Origin of the sequence: Clostridium sartagoforme AAU1 (assembly GCF_000401215.1) — a bacterium.
Lineage (GTDB): Bacteria > Bacillota > Clostridia > Clostridiales > Clostridiaceae > Clostridium > Clostridium sartagoforme.
Genome location: NZ_ASRV01000090.1, coordinates 1 through 13,136, shown reverse-complemented (window position 1 = coordinate 13,136; position 13,136 = coordinate 1). Strand labels below are relative to the sequence as shown.

Below are 13,136 nucleotides of genomic sequence, written 5' to 3'. Positions count from 1 at the left end.
CTATGGATAAAAAAATAAAAGATGAATTTGAAAATGAAGAAAAATTTATGTGCGAATACCTTCCTTCAATACAATTTAAAAGAAGAAAAATTAAATCTAATATTAAATTAATTAGTAAGATAATTAGTTTATTAATGGTGGCAGGGATATCAGGAGCGGTATTTTCTAATTTAGCCATACAAAATAAGTACAAAAACTTAATTGACAAGTTTGATGAAAGGATAGAAAAAAGTGCCATTATTTTAAATTATTCTAAAATAATAGAAAAAGTAAAGCAATCTTTAGTAACTATAAGTGATAATGAAGAAAATTTAAGCAAGAACAAGTATTTTGAAAATAATGTTACTGGTATAATAGTAGAAAGTAATGGCAAAATACTAACAAATTATTCGAAAATAGAAAATTTAAAAGATATATATGTTAAGTTACCCATGGTTGGAGTTAAGCCTGTTAAAGCAAAGTTAATTGTAGGAAACGAAGATATGGATATGGCAATTATACAAGTTGAATATAATGAAGAATTAAAGCCAATTAAGCTTGCTGAAAAGTCAGATATAGTAGAGGGAATAGAAGTCGCCCTAATAAGTAATTCTACAGGTGACGAATATATTGATAGTATAATACCAGGAATTATAACTTCTACCAATAGAATTTTAAACTCTAACCATCATGAATATAAGATATTGGAAACTAATATACCTATAACTCCTATAAATACAGGCGGAGTTATAAGTAATTCTAATGGAGAGCTTGTAGGATTATCTAGTTATAAAGTAACAAAGAATATAAATCAAAATGGATTATATTATGCAAATAATTTAAACTCAATAGAAGAAATCATAAATTCTACAAATGAAATAGGAGAAAAACTTGGTATTTTAGAAGGTGGATTCCTAAAATCAAATGTTGTTGGATTTTATGTAGCTGAAATTAAACAAGATAGTAATGGGTATGAATCTGGGCTAAGGCCAACTGATATAATAATGAGTATTGATGGTAACCCGATAAATAGTATGAGCCAGTTGACGGAAGTATTAAAAGCAAAGAAAACTGGGGATACTTTAAAGTGTAAGGTTATGAGATCTGGAAAAGTTGAAGATTTAGAAATAAAACTATATATCAATAAATAAATATTTCAGTATTTGCAGCCTATTAAGAGGCTGCATTTTTATTTTAAAGTACTTTTATTATCGCAAAAAACTAGTATAATAATAAATATGCTAATAGCTATTAGGAGGTTGCATAATATGTTTTTAATTGTTGGATTAGGAAATCCAGGAAAAGAATATAATGGTACTAGACATAATATAGGATTTGATGCTATAGACTATCTTTCAGATAAGTATAATATAGATGTTAATAGGATAAAATTTAAAGGTATATATGGAGAGGGTTTTATAAATAATAATAAGGTTATTTTGTTAAAACCAACTACTTATATGAATTTAAGTGGAGAAAGTATAAGAGAGGTAGTAAACTTTTATAAATTAAAAAATGAAGAAGTTATAGTAATATATGATGATGTTAGTTTAGAAATTGGAAAGCTTAGAATTAGAGAAAAGGGAAGTGCTGGTGGGCATAATGGAATTAAAAGTATAATAGCTAATATAAACACAGAGGTTTTTCCAAGAATTAAGATAGGTGTAGGACAACCTAAAGGAGATTTGGTTTCACATGTATTAGGTAGATTTACAAAGAAGGAGTCGGAAGACTTATTGGAAGTTATAGAAGCTTCTGCAAATGCAGTAGAGATAATGATAAAAGAAGGAACAAAAGAAGCGATGAATAAATTTAATGGGTTTAAATTATCCCAAAAAGAATAAATAAGGACGGTGCATATAATGAGATTAAAGGGGGTACTACAACCTTTAAGAGAAAGCTCTACTTTTAACGAAATAATATCTAGTATAAATAATAAAAAATATCCAATTAATATAAATGGGTTATCAGATTCAGGAAAAAGCTATAGTATTTTTGGGATTTATGAAAATATAAATTCACCAATGATAATATTAACGCATAGTGATATGGAAGCTAAAAATATATATGAAGATTTAAGTTTTTATACAAATGATGTTTATTATTTTCCGGCAAAAGAAGTAGTATTTTATAATATAGATGCTATTTCAGGAGATTTAAGGTGGGCTAGGCTAAAGGTAATTAAAAAATATTAGATAATAATAAAAAAATTATAGTGACTTCGATAGATTCACTAACATCTGTGTACACGCCAAAAGAGTTATTTTTAAAATATACTTTTAAGCTAAATATAGATGATGAAGTTGATTTTAAAGACTTATCTAAGAAATTATTAGAAAGTGGTTATGAGAGAGTAGAGTCAGTAGAAGGAAAAGGAGAATTTTCTTTAAGAGGAGGAATATTAGACGTATTTCCACCAACTACTACATATCCTTATAGAATAGAATTATTTGGAGACTCTATAGATTCAATAAGAACATTTAATACTGAATCACAAAGAAGTATTGAAAAGGTTGACAGTGTAGAGATATTTCCAGCTAAGGAAGTCATTCTAAGTGAAGAGGCTTTAGGAAGAGGAAAAGAGAATATACTTAATGAATTAGAGGATATAAAAGCTAAGGCTAAAAAGGATGAAGAAAGAGTTCAGAAATTAGAAAACATGGTGAGATCTAATATAGAATCCTTAACAGAAACCCTAACATTTGAAACATTAGATAGCTATTTACCTTATTTCTACCATAAGTCAGATAGCTTTTTTGACTATGTAAAAAATTATGCATATATAATTGATGATGTTAAAAAATGTGAAGGAAAGTTAGAAAGTTGTTATTTTGAATTTAGTGAAAATTATGAAGCTTTCTTACAGAGAGGTGGAATTTTACCTAAACAAAGTGAGCTTTTATTAGAAAAAGAAGATTTAATAGAGCTTTTAGAACTTCAAAAAGTAATAACTTTAGATATATTTGGAGTTAGTAGTAATATATTAAGACCTATATACAGTTATTCTCTAAAAGAAGTAACTCTTAATAGTTATCAGGGGCAATTAGATTTATTAATAGAAGATATTAAAGAAAAGAAATTAAAGGGATATAAAACTTTAATATTATCAGGAACAAGAGCAAGAGGAGAAAGACTTGTAAATACATTAAGAGATAGGGAAATAGAAAGTTCTTATAGAGAAGATATAACTTCTATAGAATTTGGAGAAGTGGTAATTACCTTTGGTAATTTATTAAAAGGTTTTGAATACCCAGATTTAAAAATATGTGTGATTTCAGATAAAGATGTATTTGGAGAAGCTAAAAGAAAAATAACTAAAAAGGCGAATAAAAGAAAAGGTATAGCAAAAATAAAAAGTTTTGCAGAACTTAAGCTTGGGGATTATGTTGTTCATGCTAATCATGGGGTTGGTGTATATAAAGGAATAAAGCAAATTGAAGTTGGAGGGCATACAAGAGATTACTTAGATATTGTTTATGATAAAGGTGATAAACTATATGTACCTGTAGACCAATTAGATTTAGTTCAAAAATATATAGGTAGTGAAGGAAAAACACCTAAAATAAATAAGCTTGGAAGTAATGATTGGAGTAAAGCAAAGGCTAAAGTCAAAAAATCTATAAATGAGATAGCAGAAGATTTGGTTAAGCTGTATGCTGCAAGAGCTACATTAAGAGGATATAAGTTTAAAAAGGATACCGAATGGCAAAGACAGTTTGAAGATGAATTTCCTTTTGAAGAAACACCAGATCAGTTAACATCGTTAGAAGAGATAAAAAAGGACATGGAAACTGATAAGCCTATGGATAGACTTCTATGTGGTGATGTTGGTTATGGTAAAACAGAAGTGGCTGTTAGAGCCGCATTTAAGGCTGTTATGGATGGTAAGCAAGTTGCATTTTTAGTACCTACCACAATATTAGCAGAACAGCATTATAAAAATATGACAAAGAGATTTTCTGATTTTCCTGTAAAGATAGACATGATAAGTAGATTTAGAAGTGCAAAGGAACAAAAAAATACCCTTCAAGCTGTTAAAGAGGGAAATGTTGATATATTAATAGGAACTCATAGATTGGTATCTAAGGATATTATTTTTAAAGATCTGGGACTTTTAATAATAGATGAAGAGCAAAGATTTGGAGTTGCTCAAAAGGAAAAAATAAAAGGGTTAAAGAAGAATGTAGACGTATTAACTTTAAGTGCGACCCCTATACCAAGAACTCTTCATATGTCATTAACTGGTGCAAGAGATATATCTGTAATAGAGACACCGCCAGAGGAAAGATATCCTATTCAAACATATGTTGTTGAACAAAACGATCAGCTTGTAAGAGATGCTATATTAAGAGAGGTAAATAGAGATGGTCAAGTTTACTATGTATATAATAGAGTTGAGAGTATAGAAGGAATGGCTAAATATATAAGAGACCTAGTTCCTGAGTGCAATGTTGGGATTATACATGGACAAATGACAGAACGCCAGCTTGAAAAAGAAATGGTAAGCTTTATGAATAAGGACTATGATATATTAGTTTGCACTACTATTATAGAGACTGGAATAGATATACCAAATGTTAATACAATGATAGTTCATGATTCGGATAAAATGGGTTTATCTCAACTTTACCAATTAAGGGGTAGAGTTGGAAGATCCAATAGAATAGCATATGCATACTTTATGTACACTAAAGACAAGATACTAACTGAAGTAGCAGAAAAAAGGTTAAAAGCTCTTAAAGATTTTACAGAACTCGGCTCAGGCTTTAAAATAGCAATGAGAGATCTAGAAATAAGAGGGGCCGGAAATATGATGGGTTCAGCTCAACATGGTCATATGGCGGTGATAGGATATGATTTATATTGTAGAATGTTAGAAGATACAATAAAGATTATAAAAGGTGAGATAGAAAAAGAACCTATTGAGACTACTGTAGATATAAAGGTAGATGCTTATATACCAGGAACTTATATAGAAGATGAAATTCAAAAAATTGAAATATATAAGAAGATTGCAGCTATAGATGGATTAGAGGATTATATGGATATAAAATCTGAACTTGAAGATAGATATTCAGAAATTCCAGAGGCAGTATATAATCTGATGGATATAGCTTATATAAAGAGTAAAGCAAAGCTACTTTCAATAGAGGAAATAAAAGAAACACCAAAAGAAGTAAGATTCATATTTGCAGATGGAGTTAAGGATTTAAATAACATATATAGGTATTTACTAGAGAATTATAAAGAAAAGGTATTCCTAATGTTTGGAGAAAAGCCTTATTTCGCAGTAAGATTTTCAGAAATTAAAAAAGAAAACTTGTTAGGTTTTTATAAAGAAATGTTAGAAAATTTAATAAAAAATATGTAAATATAATTTAAAAAATTGAATAACTGACACAATATTGATATACTAATTATGTATAATGGGATTGAAACAAATTAAAAAGAAATGAGGGAACATCATTGATTAAAATTAAGAGAATTATAGCTGCAGGAGCTTTAAGTATATTTGCTTTTTCAGCAGTTGGATGTGAAATGATACAAAGGACACCGGAGTCAATAAAAAATACTGTAGTAGCAAAGGTTGGAGATGTAAAGATAACTAAAGGAGATGTAGATGAAATCGCAGATCCATATTTAAAACAATACTATGGGGAAGATTATGCGAGTAACACTCAACTTTCAGATGCCATAAAAGAAATGAGAACTCAAGCCTTAAACTTACTAGTTGAAGAAAAAATAATATTAAAAAAGGCGGAAGAGTTAGGAGTAACTCCAACTCAAGAAGAAATTGATGAAGAAGTTCAAAAATATATAGATAGTATGAAGACAAATTATGGTGGAGATGAAGGCTTTAATTCTGCCCTTGAAAGTGCTGGTATGACATTAGATGAGTTTAAGACTAATGTTACTTCAAGTATGAAAAGTCAATTAGCAACAACTAAAGTAACTGAAGAGATATTTAAAGATGTAAGTATAACAGATGAAGAAATAGGTACTTACTATGAAGAAAATAAAGAAGGATTTAGTGAAGCAAATGTTTCTCATATTTTAATTAGTGATGAAACAAAGGCAAAGGAAGTAAGAGAAAGAGCTGTAAATGGAGAAGACTTTGCAACATTAGCTAAGGAACTTTCAGAAGATACAGGAACTAAGGAAGCTGGTGGAAGTTTAGGAGTTGTTAAATACAATTCAACTCAATATGTACAAGAATTTATGGATGGTTTAAAAGCTCTTAAGGAAGGTGAAATTTCAGAACCTGTAAAGAGCCAATTTGGATATCATATAATAAAGGCAACTGATGTAAAGAATAAAACATTAGAAGAATCAAAGGATACCATAAAAACTACTTTAGAAAACGAAAAGAAAAATGAAGTTTATAAAAATTCTATTGAGCAATGGAAAAAAGATTATAAAGTAAAAACATACGAAGACAAACTTTAAGCAATTAGTAAATTACAGTTTATAATTAAAAATTGCGGAACAAATTTAGCCAAGGCTGAGTTTATAATTAAATAAATGTATTATGGTGAAGTGGATCCATTTGAGATCTACTTCACTTATTTTTTTCTTCTAAGAAATTCCGAGGCAGGAGGAATTTCTACCTTAATTGTCAATTGTTAATGGTTAATGGTTAATTGTCAATGTTTTTTCTTATTTTAATAAATTTTGGTTATAAGTGTATAAAATTTCTAAGAAGTCAAATAATAATATTGCAACTAATTATTATTAATTAAAGGAGGTAGCTCATAATAATGAAGGCGACAGGAATTGTTAGACGTATTGATGACTTAGGTAGAGTAGTTATACCAAAGGAAATAAGAAGAACTTTAAGAATTAGAGAAGGTGATCCTTTAGAGATTTTCACTGATAGAGAAGGTGGGGTTATTTTAAAAAAATACTCACCAATTGGAGAACTTACAGATTTCTCTAAGGAGTATGCAGAAAGCTTACAACAAGCAATTGGACATATTGTTTTAATAGCTGATAAAGATGCATTTATATCAGTAAGTGGAGCATCTAAAAGAGATTACATGGAAAGAAAGGTTAGTGTAGAGTTAGAAAGAATAATGGAAGAAAGAAGAGCTGTGCTTATAACAGACCAAAACAAGACTATTCCATTACATAATGATGAAGAAGTTGGTAAATATACTAGCCAAGTAATTTCACCTATAATTGCTGAAGGAGATGCAATTGGAGCGGTAATAATACTATCCAAGGAATCAGAAGGAAAATTAGGAGAATTAGAGTTAAAATTATCTGAAACAGCTTCATCTTTCTTAGGTAAACAAATGGAACAATAAAATTAATAAATAATTAAATATAAAGTTATCAATAAAATAAAGTAATAATACCTCTAAACTTACAATACAAATTTACTAGAACTAATTTGAAGTTTGGAGGTATTTTATGAAGAAACAGTCATTGCTTAAAGCAAGCTTAGTTCTTGGGATAGCAGGAATATTAGCAAGGTTTTTGGGGTTATTTTTTAGATGGCCATTAATAATGTTAATAGGAGACGAAGGGGTTGGTTATTATCAAATGTCGTATCCGTTGTACATGTTTTTCGTTGCTATGGCATCAGGAGTTCCTGTAGCTATTTCAAAGATGATATCTGAAAGAAGAGTGAAGGGGGATATACAAGGGGTATTTGAAATTGTAAAAGAGTCAACAATACTAATGATGTTTTTAGGAATTGGTACAACCCTTATATTATTCATTTTTGCTAAACCTATTATTAAATTTGTTCAGTGGGATATGAAATCATATTACGCTTTACTTGGGATATCCTTTGCACCATTTGTAATATCTATAATGACAATATATAGAGGTTTTTTTCAAGGATTACAAAATATGACTCCATCGGGAATGTCTCAAATACTTGAGCAGATAGGCAGAGTAATAATAGGAGTTGGACTTGCTATACTACTTTTACCAAAGGGAATAGAATATGCAGCAGGGGGAGCAGCTTTTGGTGCTGCGGCTGGAGGTACAATAGGAGCAACATATCTTTACGAAAAGTATAAAAAAGTAAAGAAGCAGATGTGGAATAAAAAAATAAAAAGTAATCCGGAAATTTTGACATCTATATTAAAAATAGCTTTACCTATTTCAATAGGAACAACGGTTGGAACTATAATGAGCTTAATTGATTCTATACTGGTTCCTCAAAAATTATTACAGGCAGGATTAACATCAGAAGGAGCTACGATTTTGTATGCCCAGCTAACTGGAAAGGCAAATGTAATTACAAATATACCATTAACTTTATCTATGGCATTAGGAACCTCACTAATTCCTATAATAGCAGAAAATTATGTTATGAATAGAAAAAGAGATTTAGAATCTAAGGTGCAATTATCATTAAAATTGTCTATGTTAATAGCAATGCCATGTACCCTAGGATTATTTTTTCTTGCGGGACCAATAATGAAGCTTATATTTCCTGGGAAATATGACGGCATAGAAATAATGAGATATATGTCTTTAGCTGTTCCATTTATAATTATAACTCAGACTACAACTTCTATTATGCAGGGGATAGGTCACTATATAAGACCTATAATAAATTTATTTATAGGATGTATAGTAAAGGTTATATTAACATTTATTTTAGTTTCTATGCCTAATATAAATATATATGGTGCTGTAATTGCTAGTATATCAGCATATTTCATAGCAACCATATTAAATATAATTTCTCTAAAGCGTAGGTTACATTTAAAATTAGATATATTTCAAGGTTTTATTAAGCCTATAGTTGCCTCATTAGTTATGATAACAGGGGTAGTAGCAGCATATTTATTTTTATTTAATAAAACTAGTAGCAATGGTTCTTCTTGCTTAGCAGCTATATTTTTGGGTATTATTATATATATAGCATTAATACTATTACTAAAAGTATTTAGCATAGATGAAATAAAAAGTAAAATTATAAAAAATTAATTAGTAAGGAGAGAACCTAATGATAAAAATAATAGGTTTAGGACCAGGTGCACCAGAAGCTTTAACTATAGGAGCCGTTAAAGCTTTAGAAGAAGGAAAGAATATTTATTTTAGAACAGAAAAACATCCAACAGTTAATTATCTAAAGGGAAAAATAAAAGATTTTAAAACCTATGATAATTATTATGAAACATCAGATAGTTTTGATGAAGTCTATAATAATATTGCAAGAGATATAATAGATAAGTACTCTAATGAAAATGAATTAATATATGCGGTTCCTGGACATCCGTTAGTGGCAGAAAAATCAGTTTTTAATCTTATAGAGCTATGTGATGAAAAAGGAATAAAATATGAAATAGTTCCAGCAGTAAGCTTTATAGATGCTATGATGGATGTATTAAAGATAGACCCAATAGAAGGATTAAAAGTGATAGATGCTTTTGATATGAAAAATCAAGTCCTAGATAAGAGAATAGGGACTATAATAACTCAAGTATATAACCAATTAATAGCATCAGAAGTTAAACTAAAATTATTAGATTATTATAATGATGAAACAGAAATATATTATGTTAGAGCAGCAGGAATAGTTTCAGAAGAGTCTATAAGAAAAATACCTATATATGAGCTGGATATGCAAGAAGATATAGATTATTTAACATCATTATATATACCAAGGGATATTAATAATAAGAAGGATTTCAATGATTTAATTGAAATAATAGATAGACTAAGAGGGGAAGATGGATGCCCTTGGGACATGGAACAAACTCATGATAGTATAAAAATGAGCTTTTAGAGGAAGCATATGAGGTTGTAGATAGTATAAATAATGATGATATAGATGGAATGATAGAGGAGCTTGGAGATGTGTTATTACATGTTGTATTCCATGCATCAATAGGAAAAGATGATGGATATTTTAATATTAGTGATGTAATTCAAGCTATATGCAATAAGATGATCTATAGGCATCCACATGTTTTTGGAAAAGATAAGGTTTTAAACAGTGGAGAAGTTCTTGATAATTGGGAAGAAATTAAAAAGGAAGAAAAGAATTTTGAAACTATAACAGATGAGATGAAGGCAATAGCTAATGCATTACCTTCTTTAGTTAGAGCGCATAAGGTTCAAAAAAAGGCTGCAAAGGTAGGTTTTGACTGGGATGATGTAGAAGATGCAGCTTTAAAGATTAATGAAGAATTAAAAGAGGTATTAGATGTATATAAATCCAATAATAAGGAAAAAATAAAAGATGAGGTAGGAGACTTAATATTTGCATGTGTTAATGTAGCCAGAAAATTAAATATTAATGAAGAAGAAGCAGTAAATTCAACAATACAAAAATTTATAAGAAGATTTTCTTTTATAGAGCAGGCAGCTTTAAAATCTAAGAAAAATTTAAGTGATATGACATTGGAAGAAATGGATGCTTTATGGAACGAAGCAAAAAAAAATAAATAATTTCACGAAAATAAGAAGGATTTATAAGATGTTTGGAGAATAATATATAATGGTTTATGCTATACTATAAATAACTTATTGTAATAAATAGCTTTTATAACAAAAAATTCATATTATTATAGACTAGTAATAAAAGACGATATATAATAAGAGAATGTAGTTATAGTACATATTAACAGAAATAGTTAACTACTAAAATATATAACGGGTTATTTAAGGAGGATGTAATTGTGAATAAAGCAGAATTAATCACTAGCATGTCAGAAAAAAGTAAATTAACTAAGAAGGATGCCGAGTTAGCTTTAAAAGCATTTATAGAAAGCGTTGAAGAAGCATTAGAAAAAGGCGAAAAAGTTCAATTAGTTGGATTTGGAACTTTCGAAACAAGAGAAAGAGCTGCAAGAGAAGGCAGAAATCCAAGAACTAAAGAAACTATAAATATTCCAGCTTCAACAGTTCCAGTATTTAAAGCTGGTAAAGAATTCAAAGAAAAAGTTAATAAGTAGGATATTAGGAACCCGAGTTTTCTCGGGTTCTTTTAATAATGTAAATTAGTAATAAAAAGGAGAATAATTATGAGATTAGATAAATATCTTAAAGTTTCAAGAATAATAAAAAGAAGAACGGTAGCGAAAGAGGTTTGTGAAGGTGGAAGAGTATCTATTAATGAAAAGGTAGCAAAGCCATCAACAGTTGTAAAAGAGGGAGACATAATAGAAATACAGTTTGCAAACAGAGCATTAAAGGCTAGAATAACGAATATATTAGAACATGTAAAGAAAGAAAATGCAAAAGAAATGTATGAGATCCTAGAAGGAGAAGAAGATAAAGAATAAAAATAAAATCTCATTCATATATTTTTATAAAGAATATGTGGAGGAGATAAAATGGAAAAGAAAATTGAAAATAAGTTAGAAGAACCAAGAAGTAGTATAACTTTAGAGAATAGAAAGAAAATGACTCTTACAGGAGTAGAAGAAGTTATAAGTTTCGATGATGAAAAGATCTTATTAAATACAAAGTTAGGCTTTTTAACCATTAAGGGATCAGAATTAAAAATGAATAAATTAGATGTACAAAATGGTGATGTTATAATTGTGGGGAATATATCATCTATAGTTTATAGTAGTAAAGAAGTAAAAAAAGAAAAAGAAAGTATAATTTCTAGATTATTTAAATAGGTGGATATATGCCGTTATCAATAGATGTACAATTTGACATAGTTATGTACTCTATTCTATCAGGAGTACTAATAGGAATTATGTTTGATTTATATAACATAATAAGAGGAGTGAAAATACCTAAGATAATAATTATTCTAGAAGATATATTATTTTGGGTATTAACTGCTATTATAGTATTTACTTTTTTACTATACACTAATTATGCTTTTTTAGGCCCATATGTTTATATTTTTATGATTATAACCTTGATGATTTATTTAAAGTTAATAAGCCCTACAGTTTTAAAATTAGAGAGATATATAATAGACAAATTTAGTAAAGTTATAAGAGTACTTTTTAAAAATTTAATTTATCCTGTAAAAATAATATACTACAGTATTTGTGGAAAAAAATAATGAAAAGGAAGAACATAAAAAAATAGCTTGAATAAAATATATATAGTGTTTAAAATATAGTATATAATATATTTTAAAGAGGGTGAGAGCAATTAAAAGGCAAGTAACTCTTAAAAGATTAGTTATAATTTTTATTTTTGCAGTTTTTATATTTAATTATATTAAACAGGAAATTACAATGAAAAAAATTCAAGAAGATATTATTACTAGCCAAAATCAATTAGAAGAGCTTAAAAATAAAAATAGTAAATTAGAAGCAGACTTAAAAAAGGTTCCTTCTGATGAATATATAGAAAAGCTTGCAAGGGAAAAGCTAGGAATGATAAAAGAAGGAGAAAAAGTTGTAAATCCTAAACCGCAAAATTAAAGAATATGTTTTAAAACTATAAAAAAAGGTTATTATTATAATAACATATATTATTTAATTTTTAAGGAGGAATCTTTGTAACATGACCTTGATGGCAGGAAACATATTAGAAGGTACAGTGGTTAATATAACTAGTTTTGGGGCCTTTGTAGAAATAGAAGGTAAAACAGGATTAGTTCACATTTCAGAAGTAGCAGATTCATTTGTTAAGGATATTAGACAACACCTTAATGAACAAGATAAGGTAAGAGTAAAGGTAATATCAATTGACGATAACGGAAAAATAAGCTTATCAATTAAGCAAGCAAATGTTCAAAAGAAATCAGTTAAACCTATGGAGATAGACTGGTCTTCAGAAACTAAAAAAGGTGGTCCAAATTCAGGAAATTTTGAAGATATAATGTCAAGATTTTTAAAGGATAGCGAAGAAAGAATGCAAGATGTTAAAAAGAATCAAGACTTTAAATCTAAAAATGGAAGAAGAAGTTTTTAATAAGATAATTAATAACATCATATAAATTTAATATATAAATCTATAAAGACTATCACCAAATTTAAATTGTTTAGTGATAGTTTTCTTTTTCGCTTTTTACTAGGTTGCGTAACAAAATATAAAAAATGAAAAAAGGGTGTTGACACTATGTGAAACATAATATATAATTAATTTTGTCGTTAAGAGGCGAAGAAAAAATATGCTGAAGTGGCGGAACTGGCAGACGCACAGGACTTAAAATCCTGCGGTGGTTAAACACCGTACCGGTTCGATTCCGGTCTTCAGCACCAAGCTAAATTCAA

The 13,136-nt window shown here is 28.6% G+C and carries 11 protein-coding genes, 1 tRNA gene and 2 pseudogenes; all 14 read left to right on the top strand.

What is annotated here, in order from left to right:
* The first annotated feature begins 2 nt into the window (after positions 1-2).
* A complete protein-coding gene (locus A500_RS06850; RefSeq protein WP_016206856.1) occupies positions 3-1,130 on the top strand; it encodes a S1C family serine protease in 1,128 nt (375 codons plus the stop codon).
* A gap of 117 nt (positions 1,131-1,247) precedes the next feature.
* Positions 1,248-1,823 carry an aminoacyl-tRNA hydrolase gene (gene pth / locus A500_RS06845; RefSeq protein ID WP_016206855.1) on the top strand — a complete coding sequence of 192 codons (576 nt, stop codon included), beginning with the start codon at positions 1,248-1,250 and terminating at the stop codon, positions 1,821-1,823.
* An 18-nt stretch (positions 1,824-1,841) separates the two neighbouring features.
* A pseudogene (mfd, locus tag A500_RS06840) lies at positions 1,842-5,350 on the top strand (transcription-repair coupling factor).
* A gap of 95 nt (positions 5,351-5,445) precedes the next feature.
* Positions 5,446-6,426: a peptidylprolyl isomerase gene (locus tag A500_RS06835; protein WP_016206854.1), complete on the top strand. Its 981-nt coding sequence runs from the start codon at positions 5,446-5,448 to the stop codon at positions 6,424-6,426.
* Between the two features lie 311 nt (positions 6,427-6,737).
* Positions 6,738-7,286 carry a stage V sporulation protein T gene (gene spoVT / locus A500_RS06830; RefSeq protein ID WP_016206853.1) on the top strand — a complete coding sequence of 183 codons (549 nt, stop codon included), beginning with the start codon at positions 6,738-6,740 and terminating at the stop codon, positions 7,284-7,286.
* A 106-nt stretch (positions 7,287-7,392) separates the two neighbouring features.
* Positions 7,393-8,928: a putative polysaccharide biosynthesis protein gene (locus A500_RS06825; RefSeq protein WP_016206852.1), complete on the top strand. Its 1,536-nt coding sequence runs from the start codon at positions 7,393-7,395 to the stop codon at positions 8,926-8,928.
* A gap of 19 nt (positions 8,929-8,947) precedes the next feature.
* Positions 8,948-10,395: pseudogene (gene yabN / locus A500_RS06820) on the top strand (bifunctional methyltransferase/pyrophosphohydrolase YabN).
* Positions 10,396-10,625: 230 nt separating this feature from the next.
* Complete coding sequence (locus A500_RS06815; protein WP_016206851.1) at positions 10,626-10,901, top strand: HU family DNA-binding protein; 276 nt, start codon at positions 10,626-10,628, stop codon at positions 10,899-10,901.
* Between the two features lie 69 nt (positions 10,902-10,970).
* A complete protein-coding gene (locus A500_RS06810) occupies positions 10,971-11,231 on the top strand; it encodes an RNA-binding S4 domain-containing protein (RefSeq protein ID WP_016206850.1) in 261 nt (86 codons plus the stop codon).
* A 51-nt stretch (positions 11,232-11,282) separates the two neighbouring features.
* Positions 11,283-11,576, top strand: coding sequence for a sporulation protein YabP (gene yabP / locus A500_RS06805; protein WP_016206849.1), 294 nt, complete (start codon positions 11,283-11,285; stop codon positions 11,574-11,576).
* 8 nt (positions 11,577-11,584) lie between these two features.
* Positions 11,585-11,974: a spore cortex biosynthesis protein YabQ gene (yabQ, locus tag A500_RS06800; protein WP_016206848.1), complete on the top strand. Its 390-nt coding sequence runs from the start codon at positions 11,585-11,587 to the stop codon at positions 11,972-11,974.
* Between the two features lie 82 nt (positions 11,975-12,056).
* On the top strand, positions 12,057-12,341 hold the full coding sequence (locus tag A500_RS06795; protein WP_016206847.1) for an FtsB family cell division protein: 285 nt from the start codon (positions 12,057-12,059) through the stop codon (positions 12,339-12,341).
* An 82-nt stretch (positions 12,342-12,423) separates the two neighbouring features.
* Positions 12,424-12,834, top strand: coding sequence for a S1 domain-containing RNA-binding protein (locus A500_RS06790; protein ID WP_016206846.1), 411 nt, complete (start codon positions 12,424-12,426; stop codon positions 12,832-12,834).
* A 201-nt stretch (positions 12,835-13,035) separates the two neighbouring features.
* A tRNA-Leu gene (locus tag A500_RS06785) sits at positions 13,036-13,124 on the top strand.
* Positions 13,125-13,136: the final 12 nt, after the last annotated feature.